Source organism: Streptomyces sp. NPDC055287, assembly GCF_053646035.1.
In genome coordinates, this window is sequence record NZ_JBSHNE010000025.1 from 73,880 (window position 1) to 94,676 (window position 20,797).

General features: G+C 70.1%; 15 protein-coding genes and 6 pseudogenes. 9 read left to right on the top strand and 12 right to left on the bottom strand.

Features of this window, described 5'->3' with window-relative positions:
* Window positions 1-42: 42 nt before the first annotated feature.
* Complete coding sequence (locus ACWIHY_RS29145; RefSeq protein WP_454378823.1) at window positions 43-1,380, bottom strand: LuxR C-terminal-related transcriptional regulator; 1,338 nt, start codon at window positions 1,378-1,380, stop codon at window positions 43-45.
* A gap of 139 nt (window positions 1,381-1,519) precedes the next feature.
* Between ACWIHY_RS29145 and ACWIHY_RS29150 the strand changes: the two genes are divergently transcribed.
* The gene (locus tag ACWIHY_RS29150) at window positions 1,520-2,434 is read left to right on the top strand and encodes an NADP-dependent oxidoreductase (RefSeq protein ID WP_454378824.1); all 915 of its coding nucleotides are present in this window, start codon (window positions 1,520-1,522) and stop codon (window positions 2,432-2,434) included.
* Between the two features lie 115 nt (window positions 2,435-2,549).
* Here the strand turns inward: ACWIHY_RS29150 and ACWIHY_RS29155 are convergent, their stop codons facing one another.
* Together ACWIHY_RS29155 and ACWIHY_RS29160 are read right to left on the bottom strand one after the other, a co-directional pair.
* Window positions 2,550-2,702 carry a hypothetical protein gene (locus ACWIHY_RS29155; protein WP_454378825.1) on the bottom strand — a complete coding sequence of 51 codons (153 nt, stop codon included), beginning with the start codon at window positions 2,700-2,702 and terminating at the stop codon, window positions 2,550-2,552.
* Window positions 2,703-2,707: 5 nt separating this feature from the next.
* Window positions 2,708-2,896: pseudogene (locus tag ACWIHY_RS29160) on the bottom strand (gfo/Idh/MocA family oxidoreductase); the annotation flags it as partial.
* Here ACWIHY_RS29160 and ACWIHY_RS29165 point away from each other — a divergent pair.
* A pseudogene (locus tag ACWIHY_RS29165) lies at window positions 2,860-3,120 on the top strand (hypothetical protein); the annotation flags it as partial. The pseudogenes ACWIHY_RS29160 and ACWIHY_RS29165 sit on opposite strands and share 37 nt — an antisense overlap.
* A 28-nt stretch (window positions 3,121-3,148) precedes the next feature.
* Here the strand turns inward: ACWIHY_RS29165 and ACWIHY_RS29170 are convergent.
* From ACWIHY_RS29170 to ACWIHY_RS29185, 4 genes and pseudogenes are all read right to left on the bottom strand, one after another.
* Entirely contained in the window at window positions 3,149-3,598 is a 450-nt protein-coding gene (locus tag ACWIHY_RS29170; protein WP_454378827.1) for a hypothetical protein, read from the bottom strand.
* 366 nt (window positions 3,599-3,964) lie between these two features.
* Complete coding sequence (locus ACWIHY_RS29175; RefSeq protein ID WP_454378829.1) at window positions 3,965-4,993, bottom strand: LacI family DNA-binding transcriptional regulator; 1,029 nt, start codon at window positions 4,991-4,993, stop codon at window positions 3,965-3,967.
* Between the two features lie 24 nt (window positions 4,994-5,017).
* Window positions 5,018-5,935: a carbohydrate ABC transporter permease gene (locus ACWIHY_RS29180; RefSeq protein WP_454378830.1), complete on the bottom strand. Its 918-nt coding sequence runs from the start codon at window positions 5,933-5,935 to the stop codon at window positions 5,018-5,020.
* A pseudogene (locus ACWIHY_RS29185) lies at window positions 5,932-6,498 on the bottom strand (carbohydrate ABC transporter permease); the annotation flags it as partial. The gene ACWIHY_RS29180 and the pseudogene ACWIHY_RS29185, both read right to left, overlap by 4 nt.
* Here ACWIHY_RS29185 and ACWIHY_RS29190 point away from each other — a divergent pair.
* The 4 genes and pseudogenes from ACWIHY_RS29190 to ACWIHY_RS29205 form a co-directional block, all read left to right on the top strand.
* Window positions 6,498-7,610: pseudogene (locus ACWIHY_RS29190) on the top strand (beta-galactosidase); the annotation flags it as partial. The pseudogenes ACWIHY_RS29185 and ACWIHY_RS29190 sit on opposite strands and share 1 nt — an antisense overlap.
* A gap of 87 nt (window positions 7,611-7,697) precedes the next feature.
* A pseudogene (locus ACWIHY_RS29195) lies at window positions 7,698-9,274 on the top strand (glycosyl hydrolase 53 family protein).
* Window positions 9,275-9,418: 144 nt separating this feature from the next.
* Window positions 9,419-10,513 (top strand): M28 family peptidase, encoded by a 1,095-nt coding sequence (locus ACWIHY_RS29200; protein ID WP_454378832.1) that lies wholly within the window; start codon window positions 9,419-9,421, stop codon window positions 10,511-10,513.
* A gap of 155 nt (window positions 10,514-10,668) precedes the next feature.
* Window positions 10,669-13,125 (top strand): SpoIIE family protein phosphatase, encoded by a 2,457-nt coding sequence (locus ACWIHY_RS29205; RefSeq protein ID WP_454378833.1) that lies wholly within the window; start codon window positions 10,669-10,671, stop codon window positions 13,123-13,125.
* 292 nt (window positions 13,126-13,417) lie between these two features.
* Here the strand turns inward: ACWIHY_RS29205 and ACWIHY_RS29210 are convergent, their stop codons facing one another.
* Window positions 13,418-13,906, bottom strand: coding sequence for a carboxymuconolactone decarboxylase family protein (locus tag ACWIHY_RS29210; RefSeq protein ID WP_454378835.1), 489 nt, complete (start codon window positions 13,904-13,906; stop codon window positions 13,418-13,420).
* Between the two features lie 267 nt (window positions 13,907-14,173).
* Between ACWIHY_RS29210 and ACWIHY_RS29215 the strand changes: the two are divergent.
* Together ACWIHY_RS29215 and ACWIHY_RS29220 are read left to right on the top strand one after the other, a co-directional pair.
* A pseudogene (locus tag ACWIHY_RS29215) lies at window positions 14,174-14,311 on the top strand (N-acetyltransferase); the annotation flags it as partial.
* A gap of 265 nt (window positions 14,312-14,576) precedes the next feature.
* Window positions 14,577-15,245, top strand: coding sequence for an O-methyltransferase (locus tag ACWIHY_RS29220; protein ID WP_454378836.1), 669 nt, complete (start codon window positions 14,577-14,579; stop codon window positions 15,243-15,245).
* Window positions 15,246-15,248: 3 nt separating this feature from the next.
* Here the strand turns inward: ACWIHY_RS29220 and ACWIHY_RS29225 are convergent, their stop codons facing one another.
* The 4 genes from ACWIHY_RS29225 to ACWIHY_RS29240 are packed head-to-tail and all read right to left on the bottom strand — an operon-like array spanning window position 15,249 to window position 18,642.
* On the bottom strand, window positions 15,249-16,364 hold the full coding sequence (locus ACWIHY_RS29225; protein WP_454378837.1) for an HAD-IIIC family phosphatase: 1,116 nt from the start codon (window positions 16,362-16,364) through the stop codon (window positions 15,249-15,251).
* Window positions 16,365-16,383: 19 nt separating this feature from the next.
* On the bottom strand, window positions 16,384-17,493 hold the full coding sequence (locus ACWIHY_RS29230; protein WP_454378838.1) for an acyl-CoA dehydrogenase family protein: 1,110 nt from the start codon (window positions 17,491-17,493) through the stop codon (window positions 16,384-16,386).
* A complete protein-coding gene (locus tag ACWIHY_RS29235) occupies window positions 17,486-17,782 on the bottom strand; it encodes an acyl carrier protein (protein ID WP_454378839.1) in 297 nt (98 codons plus the stop codon). The genes ACWIHY_RS29230 and ACWIHY_RS29235 overlap by 8 nt, the downstream gene beginning before the upstream one ends.
* A complete protein-coding gene (locus tag ACWIHY_RS29240; protein ID WP_454378840.1) occupies window positions 17,779-18,642 on the bottom strand; it encodes a 3-hydroxyacyl-CoA dehydrogenase family protein in 864 nt (287 codons plus the stop codon). The genes ACWIHY_RS29235 and ACWIHY_RS29240 overlap by 4 nt, the downstream gene beginning before the upstream one ends.
* Window positions 18,643-19,323: 681 nt before the next feature.
* On the opposite strand from ACWIHY_RS29240, the gene ACWIHY_RS29245 reads away from it, so the two are divergent.
* The coding region (locus ACWIHY_RS29245; RefSeq protein ID WP_454378841.1) for a type I polyketide synthase at window positions 19,324-20,797 on the top strand (1,474 nt) is incomplete at its 3' end.

A 20,797-nucleotide genomic window follows, 5' to 3' on the forward strand; every position in this document is an offset into this window, starting at 1 on the left:
GGGCGGCCCATCGCCCGGACGGCCTTGTTCCGCGCCGCCGTTCTACGCGGCCGCGTGGAACAGGGCCGCAGCTTCGCCCCGCGAGGCGACCCCCAGTTTGGTCAGGATCTTCGCGACGTGGAACTTCACCGTGGACTCGCTGATGTGGAGTTCCTGCGCGATCACCCGATTGCGGTGGCCGAGCGCCAGCCTCGCCAGCACCTCGAGTTCACGCGCCCCCAGCGAACTTAGCGGATCGGCCGAAGCAGGGACGTCGGGCGTCGTGAGGGGGATGCTCGCGGTGACCGTCGTTCCCCAGCCGGGTACCGCGTCCACGTCCAGCCGCCCGCCCAGGACCTCCAGCCGGTCGGCGATGCGTGCCGAGCCCAGTTCGCACCGGGACAGCGCGCCCGGCCCGTCGTCCCGTACGGTCGCCCGCAATTCCTGATCGGTGACCTGCCAGCCCACATGGACCCGGGTCGTCGTCTCCTGCTCAAGTACGGTCAGCAGTACCGCTCGTACGATCGCCCGCGCGGCGTGCGCCACATCGGCCGCCACGCGGCGTACGGAATCGGGAGCCCCCAGCTCCAGCCGGACGGGGCTGTGGCGCAGCAGCGTGCGCAGCGAGTCCGCCAGCCGGCTGAAGGCCTCGTCGACCCGTTCCTCGGCGACCGCCTTGTCCCGGTCGGCCTCGGCCCGCAGCTCGATGAGCGCGGTCACGGCCAGCTCGGTGGCGGTGGCCCGTGCGGCCGCGTCGTCGAGGTTCCGGCTGCGCAGGACCCCCAGCAGTCCGGTCAGTGCGGCCGAGTGCGTCTCACTCAGCTCGGCGATCACACGGGCCCGGGTGTCCGCGGCGGCGCGGGAGCGGGCCAGCGCGCCGGGTGTCGCCTCCGCGGCGAACCGGTCGAAGTGGCTCGTCACCAGGGACCAGAGGGCCTGTGCGACGGCGAGGGCGCTCTTGTCCACCGGCGGGGCGTCGTCGTCGCGTACCAGAACGAGGACCGCACCCCTCGGTGTCGCGTCGGTCGTCACGGCGACCACGGACCGCTCGGCCCCGGCGATCCCGGCCGTCCCCTGCCAGGGCTGTCCGGGCACGCCGGCGACGAAGAGCGGTTCCAGATCCGCGGCGCCGATCCGCGCGGCGAACTCCGCCTCGCCGACCGCCTTGAAGGGCGAGTGCGCGCAGTGCGTGGACAGTTCGGCGGCTGCCAGATGCGGGATCAGCCCGGCCAGGGTCGCCGACAACCGGGGCAGGATCTCACCCAGCGGCTGGCGGATGATGTCGTACCCGGCGGTCAGGGCAGCCAGCGGGGTGGCGCCGGGCGTCAGGGCCCGCGCGTCGGCGGCGGTGGTGTGCGCCGAGGGCAGGAAGGTCACGGACCCGGTCAGTGTCAGCTCCATTCCGCCAGCGTATCGAGGGTCGTTCCGTGCACGGCTGGTCTTTCGGCCAGGTCGGACTGTCCCAAAGGACTGTCCTCCCCGGCCTTCCGGCGGCGGAGGCTTTGGACATCAACCGATCGGCGTCAGCGGGGAGTCAGTCATGGAAGCGATCGTCTACGAGAAGTTCGGCGGCCCGGAAGTCCTGAGCGGGGGACGGGTGAAGAAGCCGGAGCCCGGCGCGGGGCAGGTCAGGGTCAGGGTGGTGGCGGCCGGAGTGAACCCGGTCGACTACAAGATCCGGTACGGATGGATGGACGAGTTCTACCCGACGACGCTCCCGGCGGTCCCGGGCCTGGAGTTCGCCGGGATCGTGGACGCTGTCGGCGAGGGCGTCACCCACACCACGGTCGGTGACGAGGTCCTCGGCTGGACGACGACGGGCGCCTACGCACAGTACGCACTGGCCGGCCACATCGTGACCAAGCCCGCCGGGCTGTCCTGGGAACGGGCGGCGTCCCTGCCCGTGGCGGGCGAGACGGCCCGGCGGGTCCTGGACCAGCTGCGGGTGAAGTCCGGCGAAGTACTGCTGGTGCACGGCGCGGCGGGTGTCGTGGGTTCGGTCGCGGTGCAGCTCGCGACGGCCGCCGGGGTCACGGTCGTCGGCACGGCGTCCGAGGCCAACCACGACTACCTGCGTCTCCTCGGCGCGGTCCCCGTCCGCTACGGGAACGGCCTGGCCGAGCGGGTGCGGGCGGCCGCCCCCGACGGCGTGGACGCGGTCTTCGACGCGGCCGGGCACGGCGTCCTGCCGATGTCCATCGAGCTGCTCGGCGGCGCCGCCGACCGTGTCGTCACCATCGCCGACTCGAACGCCGCCGAGCACGGAGTGCTCTTCTCGGCGGGCGGGACGGAGCCTCGCGCCATCCGGGCCGGACTGGCCGAGCACGCCCGGCTCGCCGCCGGAGGCCTGCTGGACGTCCGGATCGCCGAGGTCTTCCCACTGGCGGACGCGGCGAGGGCACAGCAGCTGAGCGAGGCGGGGCACGCGCGGGGCAAGCTGATCATCAAGCCCTGACGGGGCATCGAACGCAAGGCCCTGACGGGGCGTCGCACACAGGCACGGAGGCGCACCTCCGACGGTGGAATCCGCCCGAGGCGCGCCTCTGCCCCAGGCCTCCGCCTCGGGGGAGTCAGCGCCGGTGAGGCGCGCCCGCCGTCCCCGTGACCAGTGCCGGGACGATCCGCGGGGCGTCGCCCCGGGTGCGCAGGACCGGAGTCCAGCACGCACCCTCCCGCAGCGGGCTGCCGGGGTTCGCGGCGTTGTGCGCGGCCAGCGGATCCACCGGGGCCGGTCCTGCCGGTACCAGAAGGTGATGCGGCCCAGGTCGCAGTGGGCGACTACGTACGGCTCGCCCGGCCGCCGCTCGGCGCAGAGCGTCACGGCGACGGTGACCGGGAGCCCGGCCGTCGTCGTGATCCGTACGCAGGAGGTGTCGTCGGACTCGATGTCATGGGCCCGGAACAGCTCCGGCCCGATGCCCGCCGTGCACTGTCGCCGAGGACGGGCGCACGGACGTTCTCGTCTGCCACGCCCGCCAGTACAAGGAGATCAGCGGCGACCCCCTGCACGACCCCAACCGTCACACCCGCATCCAGCGGCTCGGCTGGAAGCCGGACGGCACCCCCGACTTCGGCGTGCATGTCGCCGACGGCCCGTTCCGGATTCCCGGCAGCCGGACGGCGGGGGAACGCACGCCGTAACCGCGGCCGGACGGCGGCCCCGGTGTGCTCAGCAGGCAATGCCCTGAGACCGGAGCCATTCGCACTGCGTCTCACCGGAGGTCTTGCCGCCGTCGTATGCGCGCGGATCCTTGTAACCGGGGCCGACGGGCTCGTGCTGCTCGTAGACGCCGTCGCCGTCCACGTCTCCGCCGTTGGGATCGATCTTCCCGCTCGGGTTGCGGCAGTTCGCCCGGTCGGCCGGGTCCGTCGTGCATTGCTTCCCGTTGTCCGTGGCGGATTCGGGTCGCCCGGATTCAGCTGGACGCCCGGGCGGTTCGGCGGCCTCGCGGGCGGCGGCCTTGCGCGCCGCCGCATCCTGCGCCGTGGCCTGATCCTCCACCGCGTCGGTGAGCGAGGAGCTGAGCTCCAGGGACACGGGAACCGGCTCGCCTGCCTGCTGCGCCGCCGGAGGAGTGCTGGAGGAGGCGCACGCCGACAGCGTGAACGGGAGGGCCATGATCAAGAAGGTTGAGCCGACGAGGACGCCGGACCGGCGACGAGCGGTGCGTGTGGAGACCATATTGCGCCTTATGAGCGATAAGCGGTGTTGGCTCCATCACACTACGGCGATGCTCGCGAGCAGGTCAATGGTCACAGCGGCCGCTCGGTCCGGCCGCAGGATGGGGCCCGGCCGCGAGCGCGCCCGCCGCCGGGCCGGGCCCGGGCCCCTCGCCCGTCACCGAGGGGCGGTGGCCTCCGGGGCACGTCGTACGCCGACCGCCGAGAGGACGGCGCCGATCACGCACAGCACGCCGGTGGGCCGGATACCTATGTCAACCTACCCACTACCGGTGGTTCCCCTGCCGGAGCCGTGACGGGCAGGTCAGGCCGATTCCCGCCGCACCAGCTCGGTGGGAAGGATCACGGCCGCCGACTCCTCGCCCCTGATGCGGGCGAGCAGCATCCGCACCATCTCGCTGCTGATCCGGTCCCAGGGCTGACGGATCGTGGTGAGCGGCGGGCGTGTCGACAGCGCCGCCGGCGAGTCGTCGAAGCCGCCGACGGCCACGTCCTCGGGGACCCGCCGACCGGCTCTCGCCAGTGCGTCGAGTACTCCCTGCGCCATCAGGTCCGATGCCACGAACACCGCGTCGATGTCCGGGGACCGTTTCAGCAGCAGTTCGGCCGCCGTCTCGCCGCTCGCCCGGCTGTAGTCGCCCGTGGCGATCAGCGAGTCGTCGGCGGGCAGCCCGCATTCGGCGAGCGTCTCGCGGTAGCCGGCCAGACGCTCGACGCCGCCGGGGGTGTCTTGCGGGCCGGTCACGGTGGCGATCCGCCGGCGCCCCGAGGCGTACAGATAGCGCACTATCTCACGCGCCCCGTCCCGGTCGTCCGCCGCGACGTAACTGACCTTCGCGCTCTGCCCGAGCGGCTTGCCGCAGGCGACCACGGGGACGCCCGCCGCATGCAGATCGCTCACCACGGGGTCGCCGAAGTGGCTGGAGACCAGCAGCACTCCGGCCACATGGCCGGCCGCGATGTACCGCATGTTGCGCCGGCGTTCGGCCTCGGTGCCAGCGATCATCAGCAGCAGCGGGATGTCCTGGGCGGCCAGCGCCTGCGTACAGGAGCGCAGCAGCACATTGAAGTTGGGGTCCTCGAAGAAGCGCTCCTGTGGCTCGGTCAGCAGGAAGGCCACCGAGTCGGACCGGCCGGTGATGAGCGAGCGGGCGTGCCGGTTGACGACGTAACCCGTCTTGCGGATCGCGCTGTTGACGGCAGTCTGCGCCGCCGGGCTGACGTAGTGCCCGCCGTTGAGGACGCGTGAGACGGTGCCGCGCGAGACTCCCGCCTCGCGCGCCACGTCGTGGATCGTCACCGACCGGCGTTTGCCCTCTGTGCCGCGGTTCATGTTCTTGTCCCCTTTTCCCTGCGCTCAGGACTTTACGGCGCCGGAGAGCAGGTCGAGGCTCCAGAACCGCTGGATAACGAGGAAGAGGGCGATGAGCGGCACGATCGCCAGTAGGGCGCCGGTGATCACCAGCGTGTAGAGGGCCGGAGTGTTGGACCCCTGCGCGAGCAGGGTGAACAGCCCCACCGTCATGGGGAACTTCGCGTCGTCGCCGAGCATGATGTACGGGAGGAGGAAGTTGTTCCAGATCGCGACGAACTGGAAGAGGAAGACCGTCACCAGCCCCGGAGACATCATCGGGACGGCGATCCTGACAAAGATCCGCCACTCGCCCGCGCCGTCCATCCGGCCGGCCTCGACGAGTTCCATGGGGACGGCGGCCTCCGTGTAGATGTGGCTCAGGTAGACGCCGTACGGCGAGAGGATCAGCGGCAGCAGCACGGACAGGTAGGTGTCCGCCATGCCGGCCTCGGCCATCAGCAGGTACTGCGGAATAGCGAGGATGACCGGCGGCATGAGCACGCCCGCGAGCAGTACGTTGAAGACGGTTTCGCGGCCGGGGAAGCGGTAGACCGCCAGGGCGTAGCCGGAGACCGCCGAGACGGCCGTGGACAGGAGAGCGCCCAGGCCGGCGTACAGGGCGGAATTGGCCATCCACCGCCAGTAGATGCCGTCACGGTACGCGTCGAGGTCCCTGAGGTTGTCGGCGAATCCGCTGCCGGGCAGGAACGTGAAGGTGGAGAACAGCTCCCCACCCGACTTGGTGGAGGCCATCACCACCCAGGCGACCGGCAGCAGGCAGTAGAGCGCGCCGAACAGCAGGACGGCGGTGGGCAGGAGGGCGATGCGGCGGCGGCGCGCCGGGCCGTGGGAGGTGCCGGGCGTAGTGCCGGCGGCCGGGGCCGCCTTGCGGGCTGCCGTTGGGGTGATGAGCATGCTCATCGGGCCACTCCTTTCTTCGTACGGGAGTTGGAGGCCCTGAGCAGGGCGAAGGAGAGGACGAAGGTGGCGGCGGCGAGGACCACGGCGGTGGCCGAGGCCGCGTACACGTTCCCGTTCACGAAGGCGTCGTTGTAGACCTTCATGAGCGGACTCCACGTGGTGGAGATGCCGTTGGTCAGCGGCTTGAGGGTGGTCGGCTCGCTGAAGACCTGGAGGGTGGCGATCACCGAGAAGAAGAAGGTCAGTACGAGCGAGGGCGCTACCATGGGGATCTTGATGCGCAGCGCGATCTGCAGCGGTGAGGCGCCGTCGAGCTTCGCCGCCTCGTGGACCTCGGCCGGTATCGACCGCAGCGCGGTGTAGATCACGATCATGTTGAAGCCGGTGCCGCCCCAGACCGCGATGTTCGCCAGCGCCAGGAAGAGCGGGCCGCCGTCGAAGAGGTCGGGCTGCGGCAGCCCCAGCCGGCCGAGCGCGTAATGGAAGGGGCTGACGTCCGGCAGATAGAGGATCCCCCACAGGAGGGCCGCGACGACACCGGGGACGGCGTACGGAAGGAAGATCTGGCGCGCCCTGGCTGCTGCTGGAGCACTCCACCAGCGGGGTCAGCTGGCAGCCCCGCAACCCGGCGAAGCGCCCCGGCGAGATGGCCCGCAATTCCCTCGCCCATGTGGCACGCGGCTCCGAGGGCGCCATGTTCTTCCAGTGGCGCCAGTCCCGGCGCGGCGCCGAGAAGTTCCACTCGGCGATGCTGCCGCACGCCGGCACCGACTCCCGGATCTGGCGCGAGGTGGTCCGGCTCGGAGCCGACATCGACTCGCTCGCCGCCCTGCGGGGAACGCGCACCGTCCCCGACGTGGCCATGGTGTGGGACTGGCAGTCCTGGTGGGCGCAGAACCTGGAGTGGCGGCCCAGCGAGGACCATGACGCACGCGAACGCGCCGACAGCTTCTACGAAGCGCTCTACGACCGGCACCTGACTGTCGACTTCGCCCACCCCGAGGCCGAGCTGTCGGCCTACCCGCTGGTCGTCGTGCCCGCGCTGTACCTCGCCACCGAGGCCGCCGGGGACAATCTCCGCCGCTACGTCGAGAACGGCGGAACCCTCGTCGTCTCCTACTTCTCCGGCATCGTCGACGAACACGACGCCGTCCACGAAGGCCCGTACCCCGGCGCGCTGCGGGAGGTGCTCGGCCTGACCGTCGAGGAGTGGTCGCCTTTGGGCGAGGGCGAGACCGTACGGATCGCCGGCCCGCACGAAGCGTCGCTCACCGCCGACGTGTGGACCGAGTCCGTCGTGCCGCGCGGGGCCGAGACCGTGTGGACGTACGCCGACGGCCCGGCCGCCGGTGGCCCCGCCGTCACGCGCCATCGCCTGAGCCGGGGCACCGCCTGGTACATCTCCTCCCGGCTGGACCCGGTCGCGCTGGACACGATCCTCGAAGCCGCGTGCGACGACGCGGGTGTCGCTCCCCGTACCGGACTGCCCCGCGACGTGGAGGTGGTGCGCAGGTCCGGCGACAGCGGCGACCACCTGTTCGCCGTCAACCACACCGCACACGACACCAAGGTGCCGCTGGAGAACCCGGGCACCGAACTGCTCAGCGGTGAACGCGCCGCCGGACACCTCGTCGTTCCGGCGGGCGCCGTCAGGGTCGTACGGCTCGACGCCTGACCTGCCCAGAACTCCCGGGGCGGCCGTCGAGCCGCCCCGGGAACCGCATCACCTTTCCCGCTCTCCACCGTCGAAGGGACACCGACGATGCATGCCCGGCCAAGAGGTGCCTTCCGTGCTCTGCTCAGAGCCGCCGCCGTACCCGTACTCGGCGCTCTGCTGATCACCGCGCTGCCCGGCCCACCGGCACACGCGGCTTCCACACTCACCAACACCGGCTTCGAGTCCGGCACGTCCGGCTGGTCCACCTACTCCGCCGCGGGACAGGGCTCCGCCTCGTACGCGGAAGCCGGCGGACACAGCGGGAGCAGCCGCCTGACCCACTGGTCGTCGTCCGCCTACGAGGTGGAGACGTACCAGCACCTGTCCGGGCTGGCCAACGGCGCGTACACACTCAGCGCGTGGGTGCGCTCGAGCGGCGGCCAGAGCGCCGCGTACCTCGCGCTGCGCAACTGCGGCCCGGCCGAGCAGCGCACCGATCTGCCCCCCACGGCCAACGGCGAGTGGATACGCCTCGTCACCTCGGTCAAGGTGACCGGCGGTCAGTGCACGGTCAGCATCAACTCCGATGCAGGCGCCGGGAACTGGATCAACGTGGACGATCTCACCCTCACACCCGGTTCGACCGGCCTCTCCGTCAAGGGCGTCGACGTCTCCACGCTCAAGAAGAGCGAGGACCTGGGAGGCACGGAGGCACCTACCGGACGAGCGGCGGCACCGCCGGTGACGGGCTGGCCATCCTGAAGTCCGCGGGCGCCAACTACGGGCGGCTCAAGGTCTGGGTGGACCCGGCCGACGGCTACAACAACAAGACCCGCGTCCTGCAGATGGCCAAGCGCATCAAGGGGCAGGGCATGAAGCTCCTGGTCGACTTCCACTACTCCGACACGTGGGCCGACCCGGGCGCCCAGACCAAGCCGGCGGCCTGGGCCTCGCATGAGTACAGCAGGCTCACCACGGACGTCTACGACCACACGTACGACGTGTTGTCCGCACTCAAGGCGCAGGGCACCACGGCCAACATGGTGCAGATCGGCAACGAGATCAACACCGGGCTGCTCTGGCCCGAGGGCTCCACGGACAACTGGAGCCGGACCGCCGGGCTCCTCAAGTCCGGTATCGCCGCGGCGAAGGCGGTCTCCTCGTCCACGCAGGTCGCTCTCCATCTGGCGCACGGCGGTGACAACAGCCTGTACCGCCGGTGGTTCGACAACGCCACCGCGCAGGGCGTGAAGTTCGACCTCATCGCCCTGTCCTTCTACGGATACTGGCACGGACCGCTGTCCGACCTGCAGGCCAACCTCGACGACATCTCCGCCCGCTACGGCAAGCCCGTCATGGTGGCGGAGACCGCGCACGCCTTCCGGCTGGACAGCGACGACGGCCACGAGAACATCATCGACACGTCGGCCGAACTGACCTCCGGCTACCCGGCGACCCCGGCCGGGCAGGCGGCCTGGCTGCGCGATGTGATGAACGTGGTCGAAGCCGTGCCGAACGGCCGCGGTCTGGGGCTCGTCTACTGGGAACCCACCTGGACCGCCGTCACGGGCAATGGCTGGGACCCCGCCGACCCCTCCTCCGGAAACGGCTGGGAGAACCAGGCCCTGTTCGGATACGACGACAGGCTGCTGCCCGCGGCGAACTGGTTCAGCCACCGCTGAGGGCCGCGTGCGCGGACCGGTGGCGCCGGCCGGTCCGCGCAGCGACGTGAGCTCACCCGCCGGTGGCGCGCCGCTTCGGCCTGTGAGCGCCCGGCGCCCGGAGGCGGGCGCTCACGCCACCTTCACCGTGGCCGGGCAGGGGCGATGCCCTCCGAGGGGCGGGCGCCGACGGCGTGCACCATCATCGGTTACTGGCGGCTGCTGCGCACCGACGAGGGCGAAGGCGGTGAGAGCGTGGTCCTCGCGCTCGTACGAGAACTGAACCGGCGGGCCGACCCGCTGCGCCTGCGCCGCGACGTGGAGTACCTCGCCGACCGCCCGCGCAGCCGCACCCGCGCCCCCGAGGCCATGCTGCGCGCCGAGGCCCATGTGACGCGGGAACTGGCCGGCGCGGGCTGGCGGACCGAGCGTCGGCCGTTCGACGTGCGGTGGCGCCTGGGCGGCACCGACCGCCGGGGCGACCGGGCGATCGCGCTCCAGCTCCGCCTGCACACGCGACTGAGCGGCGCGAACATCGAAGCCGGCCTGCCGGGAGCGGACGACCGTCCCACCGTGGTCGTCGGAGCGCATCTGGACACCGTCGACGGCAGCCCCGGCGCCGACGACAACGCCTCGGGAGTGGCCGCGCTGCTGGAGGTCGCGCGCCTCCTGGGCGGGCTGCCGCGGCCGCCCGCCGTCACCCTCGTGTTCTTCGACATGGAGGAGCTCGGCATGATCGGTTCCCGGTTCGCCGCCCGGCAGCTCCGCCGCACCCGGGAGATCGCGGGCATGATGTGCCTGGAATCCGTCGGCTTCTTCGCCACCGGGCCCGGAACCCAGTCCATGCCGACCGGGTTCGCGGCGGCGTTCCCCCGGGTGGCCGCACGGGTCCGCTCCGGCGGGCAACGCGGCGACTTCACCCTGGTGGTCCACCGCCGCTCGACCGAGGCGGCGGCCTCCGCGTGGCGCCGGGCGGCGGAGGCAACGGAGCCCGCGGTGCCCGCAGTCACCCTGCGCGACCCGCGTCCGCAGGGGCTGCTCGGCGCTCTGGCCGGCCTCGCGGCGCCTCCGCTGCTGCACCTCGACCGCAGCGACCACGCGTCCTTCTGGAACGCGGGGATTCCGGCCCTGATGCTCACCAGTACGGCCAATTTCCGCAATCCCCACTACCACCGGCCCACCGACACGCCGGACACCCTCGACTACCGGCGTCTGGCGGCTGTCGCCGTCGCCACCGCCGCTACCGCCGCGTCCTGGTGAGGTGTGCGGGCACTGTCGAGGACGCACGCGTCGCCCGCCTTCCCTAGGCTGTAACTGACTGGCAAGGTGCGCGTGAAGACGTGGGCGGGCCGCCTCGTGGGGCGGCTCCGGCGAAGCGATGACCGGTGGTCTCGGATACGGGGGCTCTGCGGGCTGTGAGAGAGCGGATGCGGGTATTCGGCGGGGCGTCGCTGGCAGCTGTCTACGTGCTGGGCACGCAGGACGACAGCCTGCGACTGACGGAATGGGCCGGTGAGTCCGGTGTCCTGTACGGGCTGCCGCCCAGCTTCCCGCTGTCGGGTCGTGGCCCTGTCGTGGACGCCTTCCGCGCCGGCCGCCCCCTGTGGCTGAACGCGGCGGAACTGACCGCATACAGCCGGACCGCGCGGGAGCATCCCGCGGACAGCACCGGGGGCGGTCCTGAGCACATCCCCGAGGACAGCCTCCCCACCGACTTCTCGCTGGGCGCGCTGCCGCTGGGCACGAACGGCCGTCCGTTCGGCTGTCTGGTCGTCGTGGACCGGCTCGACGACGGCTTCGACGCCGAACGGCGCAACTTCCTGGAACTGTACGCCGACCAGGTCACCGCATGGCTCGAAGCGGTCGGTGAACAGGACCCCCGCACCATCGGCCGTACGGAACCCCGGCCGGTGCTGGGCCCCGCCCTCGACTGGCTGAGTGCCGGCTCGTTCACCCTGGTCCTCAGCACCGGGAAGATCGACGCCGACAGCTCCGTGCTCGACCTCGTCGGCATCCCCGGGGACGACTTCGACGGACGCGTGGAGACCCTGCTGGCCCACACCGTCCCTGACGACCTGCCCGCGCTCATGTCCATCGTGGAGCCGGGCCACATGGCCCCCGGCGGCCGGGAACTCGAGTTCCGTATCCGCCGCCGCACCGGTGAGCTGCGCTGGCTGCGCCTGCGGTGCCGACTGCTGGCGGACGGCGGCGGAAAGCCGGAGCGGGTGCTCGGTGTGGTCGCCGACGCGTCGAATCTGCGGCCCAGCGCCGACGAGGTCTCCAGGGTCCAGCGGCTGTCCGTCGCGCTGGCCGGCGCCATGGCGGTGCGGGACGTCAGCAGGGCGGTCGTCGCGGCGCTGCGCGACCCGCTGGGCGCCGACCGGGTGGCTCTCGCCGGGATCGAGGGGGACCGGCTGGTCGTCACGGTCCTCGACCCGCCGGCACCCGGTGCCTGGCCGGAGCTCTGGCGGTCCGAATGGCGCTCAGAGTGGCCCGACGCGCCCATCGGCGCCCTGCCCACCCTGAAAGCAGCGCTGCGCGAGGGCCGCGCGAGCCTGTGGACGGCCGGCTCCACCCTCGAACCGGGCCTCGCGGGCGTCGGCCCGGGCGGTCTCGCCGTCCTGCCGCTCCCCGCCGAGGGGCGGGTGGTCGGTCTGTGCCTGGTCGGCTGGGACGAACCGCACGAGTTCGGCCCCGAGGAACGGTCCTTGCTCACCGCGACCGCCGGCTTGGTGGGGCAGGCTCTGGTCCGCGCCCGCGCGTTCGACGCCGAGCACGAACTCGCCACGATGCTCCAGCGCAGCCTGTTGCCGCGCAAGCTTCCGTGGCTGTCCGGGGGAGTGGCCGTGGCCCGCTATCTGCCGGCGACCGTGGGACTCGACGTCGGCGGCGACTGGTACGACGTGATCCCGCTCTCCGAGAGCCATGTGGCGCTGGTCGTCGGGGACGTACAGGGGCACAGCGCCGGCGCCGCCACCATCATGGGCCAGATGCGGACGGCGATCAGGGCGTACGCCGTGGAGGGCCACCCGCCCGACGTGGTCGTCTCCCGGGCCAACCGGCTGCTCGTCGGCATGGAGACCGACCTCTTCGCCACCTGCTGCTACGTCGCCATCGACATGGAGGAGGGCAACGCCTGGGGCGTGCGGGCGGGGCACCTGCCGCCGTTGCTGCGCACCCCGGAGGGCGACACCCGGGAACTGACGATCGAAGGCGGGCCGCCGCTGGGGGTGCTCGCCGAAGCGGAGTTCCCGATGACCGCGATCGCCCTGGCCCCGGGCGCCGTCCTGACCCTGCTGACCGACGGCCTGGTCGAGTCCTCCACGCTGCACCTGGAGGACGGCACGCGCCGCGTGCGCGACGTACTCGCCTCGGCCGACCCTTCCGATGCGGGACAGATGGCCGACGAGCTGCTCGGCGGCGCCAACCGGCGCGACGACGACGTTGCCCTGCTGCTCCTGCGCTACGACGGCGTGGGCAACCGGCCGCTCCGAGCGGGCTGGACGGTGTGGAGGCTCCCCGACGCCGTCGCGCACGCACGCCGTTTCACCTCCCGGACGCTGCGCACCTGGAAGGTGCCGTCGCAGGACGACGCCGTGCTGCTCATCGTGTCCGAGCTGGTCACCAACGCCCTGGTGCACACGAAGGGGCAGGTACGCCTCGACCTCACACTCACCGGCGAGCACCTCCGGGTGGCGGTGAGCGACTCGTCGCCGCGCACACCCGTGAAACCGGCGAGCGTGGACTGGGAGGCGACCGGCGGCCGCGGCATCCTGCTCGTCGAGGCGGTCTCGGCGTCCTACGGCTCGGTACCGCTGGGCGGCGGCAAACAGGTGTGGGCCGAAACCCCCGTGCCACCACCCGCCCCCTGACCGGACCGCCGAGTGCCTTGGTGCCGCGCAGCGTGCCCCGGTCTCCCGGAACGTGCCCGAACAGCAGGACCGAGGCGCCCAGGAAGGTCAGTACGAACGAGCAGCGGGACGTACGCCCCGCGCTTGCGGATCCGCCACTTCCGGGCATGGTTGTATCCCTGCCGCATCAACCGGCGCGAATCAGCCCTGCCAAGGATCACGCTGTGACTGGATCCGTTTCGGCGCGGTGCCCCACCGGCATTCACCCGCCTCGGTCACGTCGCCGGAGTGCATCCCGGTGCCGCCCGACCCCTCACTGACCGGGGGCAGCCCGGACGGGATGTTTGCTCAGAATGGAAACCCGGTTGAACGCGTTGATCGTGATCGCCACCCAGATCACCGCGGAGATCTCGTCGTCGGTGAGGACCGGACGGGCGTCGTCGTAGGCGCTCTGTTGCACTACGGCGTTCGCGGGCTCGGTAGTGGCCTCCGCCAGGGCCAGTGCCGCGCGTTCTTGTGCAGTGAACAGCTCGGTGTCACGCCAGGCGGCCAGCACACCCAGGCGCTGCGTGGTCTCGCCGGCGCGCAGCGCGGCCCGGGTGTGGACGTTGAGGCAGTAGGCACAGCCGTTGATCTGTGACACCCGGATGTTGACCAGTTCCACGAGCACGCGGTCCAGTCCCGCGTCGCCGGCGGCCGCGCGGACGGCTTCGGCCGCCTCGACGAACGCGTGGTAGGCCTTCGGGCTCTGCTTGTCGATGAAGACCCGCTCGCTCACGCGGCCTGCTGCCGTGTCACTCAACCTGGGCTCCTTCACAGGCCGCTCCCGGCCTCGGTCGCACCGCTGTGCGCCTGACCCGGCACCCGCGGCTTGTCGTCGTGGCCAACAGTTGATCACGTCATCATCTTCGAGTGGGAGGGGCGGGCGATGAGCGACGTCCGGACGGATCCCGGCGCACCGCGCCGACCGGGGTGCCCGCGGACCTGGGCTGCCTCGGCACGGAGAACGACACACTGACGCCGGTGAACGAGACGGACACCGCTGCCAGGGTGGTGCTGCTCGGCGGGACGTCGTTCGAGGAAGCGCATCGTGCCGGTCTGCCGCTACGTGGCGAAGTTCCTCGAGAAGCACGACGAGTTCGCCGACATCACCGACCAGGTGATCCCCGAGATCCAGGAGTGGCTGGACACCGTACTGCCGCACTGACCTCCCGGGCGGCCGCCGCGACAGCCGTGGACCCGTACATCGATCCATGAGTGGCGGGGGTACGCCCGGCGCCGAGGCGGAGTCGGGGCTTCCGTTCGCTGCCCTGCACCGCTCTCTCAGAGCACGTGCTCTGGCGGGGGCCGCCCCATGCATCTCGGGGACCTGGTGGACGATCGCTCCCTCGGACCGGCCGGGCTGGACGCGCGCGCCGGGCCTTTTCTTGACGGCCTTGCGCCGCCATGCGGTCCGGTAATACTTTGAGCGCATGGCAAATCAAGTGGTTTCCTCAACGGAATTACTGTCCTACGTGCGCGATGTGTCATTGCGTGACGACGAAATTCTGCGCGCTCTCCGGGAACTCACCGTGCAGCTGCCCATGGGGCAAGCGATGCAGGTGATGGCCGAAGAGGGGCAGTTCCTGGGCTTTCTTGTCGGGCTGACCGGGGCCCAAAAAGTGCTGGAGATCGGGACCTTCACCGGGTACAGCACGCTGTGCATGGCACGTGCGCTCCCGCCGGGCGGACAGCTGATCACTTGCGACATCAGCGACAAATGGCCCAGTATCGCCCGGGAATACTGGACCAAAGCGGGGGTCGACGACCGCATCGACGTCCGGATCGGCAAGGCCACCGAGACCCTTGCCGAACTGATGGCCGAGGGCGCGGCGAACACCTTCGATTTCGTCTTCGTCGATGCGGACAAGGCGAATTACCGCAACTATTACGATGCGGCTCTCGAATTGGTGCGCCCCGGCGGACTCATCGTCGTGGACAACACCCTTTTCTTCGGCAGGGTGATCGACCCGGCCGCCCAGGATCCCGATTCGGTCGCCATCCGCGAACTGAATCTGTTCCTTCGCGACGACGACCGGGTCGAGATATCACTTCTTCCCATGGCCGACGGCATCACATTGGTGCGTAAGAAAACAGCCTGAGAATCAGCGCACCGGTTCTGCCGTGGCCACCCGGTGGTCCGAGGCCAGGTCCGGCGCGCTGATCTCGATGGTGGCGTGCCTCTCACGCGGCGCGGAGACCAGATGCAGCCTCTGGAGACCCTCGGCACCCGCCTCCGGCAGTGCGGCCAGGCACGCGCACGGCGCTTCGGACGCTTCGGTGAAACCGGCGAACCGGTAGGCGATCTCCATCATGCGATTGCGGTCCGTGGGCCGGAAATCGGCCACCAGGTGCGCGCCCGCCTGTGCGGCCTGGTCGATCAGCCAGTTCAGGAGCGCCGCCCCCGCGCCGAAGGACACCACGCGGCAGGACGTGGCCAGCAGCTTCAGATGCCAGACACCGGGACGCGTCGCCAGCAGCATCACGCCGACCGCGCCGTGCGGCCCGAAGCGGTCGGCCATGGTGGTCACCAGGACCTCGTGCCCGGGGTCGGCCAGCAGACCGCGCAGCGCCGCGTCGGAGTAGTGCACCCCGGTCGCGTTCATCTGGCTGGTACGCAGCGTGAGTTCCTCGACCCGGGTCAGCTGCTCACCGCTCGCCCGGTCGATACGCATCACCAGCTCCAGGGACCGGAGGAACTCCTCGTCCGGGCCCTTGAAGGTGGCCTGCTCGGCCTCCCGCTGGAAACCGGCCTGGTACATCTGGCGGCGCCGCCGGGAGTCGACCGTGACGTTCTCGGGACTGAACTCCGGCAGATCCGCCAAGGACGGCAACTGCGCGGCCGCGTAACACCGGACCTGCGGCAGATGGAAGGCAACCTCCGCCCGCTCGGCCGGCTGATCGTCGATGAACGCGATGGTGCCCTCGGCGAACTTCAGCTGCTCGGCGATCAGGCGCACCGAGTCCGACTTGGGCCCCCACCCGATCCTGGGCACCACGAAGAACTCGGCGACCCCCAGGGCTTGCAGCTTCGCCCAGGCGAGATCGTGGTCGTTCTTGCTGGCTACCGCCTGCAGAATGCCGCGGGAGTCGAGAGTGGCGATCAGCTCCCGCACCGCGTCGGGCAGCCGCACCTCGTCGTCCTCCAACAGGGTCCCCTGCCAGAGCGTGTTGTCCAGATCCCAGACCAGGCACTTCACCATGGTCGGCTTTTCACGCACGGATCCTCCCCAGGGATGGTTACTCCGCCGTTGCGACGGCGTGCTGCGCCAGGATCAACTGGCAGATCTCGTTGCTGCCCTCAATGATTTCCATCAACTTCGCGTCCCGGTACGCCCGAGCCACCACATGGCCGTCCTGTGCCGCGGCCGATGCCATCACCTGCACCGCCGCAGCGGCTCCCTTGGCGGCATTGCCGGCGCTGACATGCTTCGCGAGGACCGTGGCGACAACCATCTCGGGAGAACCGGCGTCCCAGCACGAACTGGCGTGCGCGCACGACTGGGTCGCCACCTGCTCGGCGATGAACAGCTCGGCAAGGTGACGCGCCACGAGCTGGTGTTCGCTGAGCGGCTTGCCGAACTGCGTCCGGGACTTGGCGTGCAGCGCAGCGGCATTCCGGCACGCCCGCAGGATGCCGACGCAGCCCCAGGCCACCGAGATCCGGCCGTGGGCGAGCGCCGTGGTGACCAGCAGCGGCAGCGGCATTCCCGGGCTGCCGAGCAGGCTGGAGGCCGGCAGCCGCACGGAGTCGAACCGGATGTTGGCATGTCCGGCGGCACGACACCCCATCGGATCGGCGATCCGTTCCACGTGCACACCGGGTGCCGAGGCGGGAACCACGACCGCCGCCGCACCGCCGTCGCACTGTCCGAAAATGATCAGCAGATCGGCGTAGCAGGCACCGGTGACCCAGACCTTCTGGCCGTTCAGAACGACCGAGTCACCGTCCAGCTTGATGTCGGTGCTCATCGTGGAGAGGTCGGACCCGGCCCCCGACTCGCTGAACCCCACCGCCGCCAGCCGGCCACTGACCAGTCGCGGCAGCAGTGCGGCGGACTGATCCGGGTTCGCCAGCCGCTGTATGGTCCAGGCCGCCATGCCCTGCGAGGTCATCACACTCCGCAGGGAGCTGCACCGGCTGCCCACGTACGCGGTCAGCTCGCCGTTGTCGCGGCTGCTGAGACCGCGTCCTCCGTGCGCGGCGGCCACTTCGGCACAAAGCAGCCCCCGGGCGCCGGCCGTGCGCAGCAACTCGACCGGAATCCGCCCGGCCAGGTCCCACGCCTCGGCCTGGCCGTCGACGAGTCCGTCGATGAAGCCGAACTCGTCGGCGAGCCGCTCAGGCATCGCCGACCGCGGCGGACCCGTCCCGGAGCCGGAGCACCAGGTCGGTCATCCTCTGCACGGTACGGAAGTTGTCCAGCTTGAGATCCGCTCCGACGATGGCGACCTGGTAGTTCTGCTCGAGATGGACCACCAGCTCCATGGCGAACATCGAGGACACCAGCCCGGAGGCGAAGAGGTCCTGGCTCGGGGATATCGAGGTCTTCGTCTTCGCCTCGAGGAAGCCGAGCAGCGAAGCCTTGATCGAGTCAGCGCTTACCGAGACGCCGCCGTCGGCCTGATCAGTCGTCACGACATTACCTTTCCGTATGAATAGAAGCCGTGGCCCGTCTTGCGGCCGAGTTCGCCGCGGCGAACCTTGGCCAGCAGGAGGTCACAGGGTTTGCATGCATCGTCGCCGGTACGTTCGTACAGCTCGGCGAGGGAGTCGGCCAGGTTGTCCAGCCCGATCAGGTCGGCCGTGCGCAACGGCCCGGTCGGGTGCCCGAGGCACCCCTCCATCAGCTCGTCGACCGCCTCGACCGTGGCGGTGCCCTCGCTGACGATCCGCGCCGCCGTGTTGATCATCGGGTGGAGCAGCCGACTGGTCACGAAGCCCGGGGCGTCCTGCACGAGGACCGCCCGGCGCGACAGGGCGGTCAGCAGTGCGACCACCGCTTCAACGGTCGCGTCACCGGTCTGCGGGCCCCGGCTGACCTCCACCATCTTGATCAGATACGACGGGTTCATGAAATGCGTCCCGAGCAACTCCTCCGGCCGGGACGCCCAGTTGGCCAGCTCGCCGATGGGAATACCCGAGGTGTTGGAAATCACCGGAGTGCCGGGCCGGACGACGGCCGACACCTCGCCGATCACCTTGGCCTTCGCCGTGGGTGACTCGGTGATCGCCTCGATGACTGCGGTCGCGTCCGCCACCTCGGACAGGGAGACGGTGGTCACCAGTTTCCCGGTGCTCTGACCGGTGGGCAGCGCGCCCATCAGCTGGGCGTGCCGAAGCTGCTGAAGGATCCTGCCACGGGCCTCGTCGAGCGTCTTCTCGTCGACGTCGACCAGAACAACCGGGATTCCGTGTCCCAGCACCAAGGTGGCGATGCCGGAACCCATCACCCCCGCACCCACGATGGCCACTTGATGGCCGGTCGGCTGGTTCATCGTTGCCGGACACACTCCTTCGCACTCACTGGACCGACTCGGTCCGGGCTTAAGGACGGCGGGCGTGCTCATGACGCGAGCAGGCCGCTGATGTGGCTCCCCCCGGCGGGCTCGGTTGCCGCACGCCCGGGCTCGTTCGGACTGTCTTGGCTTGTTGGGACTCGCATGAACATGTCGCGTACGGCCGATGAAGGTGTCGCTTACGGCCGACCGGCACAGCGGACGTGGTCCGCGCCGCGGATCTTGCTGGCCTGGCAGGTGAGGCTCGTTCGCGCGCCCGCTCACGTGCCTGCTCACTGTCCCTCTGCGCAGGTCATGCAACGAATCAGGGACGACACGACGGCTCTCGTTCGGCTGTCGCGTCCCCGGTGATGCCAGGTCACGTGCACACCAGGGATCTCCTTGATCGCCATTCGTAACGTAGCACGCGCTCTGGGGAGTTGGTAGGTCATCACTGTGCCACCGAGCCGGCCTCCTCTCATTCGAAGTGGCCGGTCAGGGCAATTTTGTGATGACTGTGAGGGGGATCACTCGGGCGACGTGCGGTGGCCGCCGGGGCCGCCAAAAAGACCTTGACGGTGGATCGAGTTCGGGGGTTAGAGTGACACGGACTTGCGGGGATGTTTGTTGGGTGCTGGAACGCCGGGGCCTTCTCCAGTTGGAGAAGGTGCGGTGGGTGCAATGTCCACTTTCTGTGTCGAGCGGGGGATTTTCCGCGTGCTGTCGAACGAGCCTGTCTTACAGGATGACTACATCGCCGTAATCGGAATGTCCTGCCGCTTTTCGGGCGCGTCCAGCCCTGCGGACTTATGGCAGCTGTTGAGCAACGGAATTGACGCTGTTTCAGGTCTGCCCGACCGGCGTACGCACACGGAACATTCCCCCCAGGGGGATTCCGGTGAAGGCGAACCGAGCCCCAGAGGCGCCTTCCTGGATCAGGTCGACGCATTCGACCCAACTTTCTTCGGGATTTCCCCGCGTGAGGCTGCCGCGATGGACCCGCAGCAGCGCCTGGTGCTGGAACTGGCTTGGGAAGCACTGGAAGACTCCGGAATCGACCCTTCGGGACTGAAGGGCGATCCGACGGGCGTATTCGTCGGCGCGATGTGGGACGACTACGCGATGCTGACGCATCGCCAGGGCGGCTCGGCCGTCGGCCAGTACGCCATGACCGGACTGGCGCGAAGCATCATCGCCAACCGGGTGTCCTACACCCTGGGCCTGCGCGGACCCAGCCTGACGGTGGACACCGGGCAGTCGTCCTCGCTGGTCGCGGTACACCAGGCGGCGCAGGCCCTGCGGACGGGGGACTGCTCCCTGGCGCTGGCCGGCGGTGTGAACCTCGTACTGGCCCAGGAGAGCTCGGCGCGTTCGGCGAAATTCGGCGGTCTTTCTCCCGACGGGGAGTGCCGGACGTTCGACGCGCGGGCCAATGGGTATGTGCGGGGTGAGGGCGGTGGTCTCGTCGTCCTCAAGAAATTGTCGCGCGCTCTTGCGGACGGTGACCGGGTTCTCTGTGTCATTCGCGGCAGCGCCGTGAACAATGACGGTGGAGGAGAGGGGCTTACCGCCCCGCGTCGTGAGGCGCAGGAAGAGGTTCTCGGCCTGGCCTGTCGGCGCGCCGGAGTGAGCCCGGCCGAGGTTCAATACGTCGAACTGCACGGAACCGGTACCCGGCTGGGCGACCAGGTAGAGGCGACCGCGCTGGGCGCGGTAATGGGCACGGGTCGCGCGGAGCGCAATGCCCTGCGGGTCGGCTCGGTGAAGACGAATTTGGGCCATCTTGAGGGTGCGGCCGGTATCGCCGGGCTGATTAAGGCCATTCTGTCGATCAGGAACAGACTCATTCCCGCCAGTTTGAATTTCGATGCCGCTCCTGCCGAAATTCCGCTGGATTCGCTCCGCTTGCGCGTACAGACGTCATTGGAAGCCTGGCCCGATAAAAGTGCGCGACTTCTGGCGGGTGTGTCGTCGTTCGGCATGGGCGGGACGAATGCGCACGTGATTGTGGAGGAGGCTCCTGCTCCGATTGTGGAGCCGGAGGGGGGTTCTGGTCGGGTTGTGGTGCCTGGGGTGGTGCCGTGGGTGGTGTCGGGTCGTGGTGTTGGTGGGTTGCGGGGGCAGGCGGCTGGGTTGTTGTCGCGGGTTGAGGGTG

Coding starts and splice junctions, on each gene's coding strand:
- ACWIHY_RS29145 (WP_454378823.1), bottom strand. CDS start 1,380: ATGGAGCTGACACTGACCGGGTCCGTGACCTTCCTGCCCTCGGCGCAC.
- ACWIHY_RS29150 (WP_454378824.1), top strand. CDS start 1,520: ATGGAAGCGATCGTCTACGAGAAGTTCGGCGGCCCGGAAGTCCTGAGC.
- ACWIHY_RS29170 (WP_454378827.1), bottom strand. CDS start 3,598: ATGGCCCTCCCGTTCACGCTGTCGGCGTGCGCCTCCTCCAGCACTCCT.
- ACWIHY_RS29175 (WP_454378829.1), bottom strand. CDS start 4,993: ATGAACCGCGGCACAGAGGGCAAACGCCGGTCGGTGACGATCCACGAC.
- ACWIHY_RS29180 (WP_454378830.1), bottom strand. CDS start 5,935: ATGAGCATGCTCATCACCCCAACGGCAGCCCGCAAGGCGGCCCCGGCC.
- ACWIHY_RS29200 (WP_454378832.1), top strand. CDS start 9,419: ATGCCCTCCGAGGGGCGGGCGCCGACGGCGTGCACCATCATCGGTTAC.
- ACWIHY_RS29220 (WP_454378836.1), top strand. CDS start 14,577: ATGGCAAATCAAGTGGTTTCCTCAACGGAATTACTGTCCTACGTGCGC.
- ACWIHY_RS29230 (WP_454378838.1), bottom strand. CDS start 17,493: ATGCCTGAGCGGCTCGCCGACGAGTTCGGCTTCATCGACGGACTCGTC.
- ACWIHY_RS29240 (WP_454378840.1), bottom strand. CDS start 18,642: ATGAACCAGCCGACCGGCCATCAAGTGGCCATCGTGGGTGCGGGGGTG.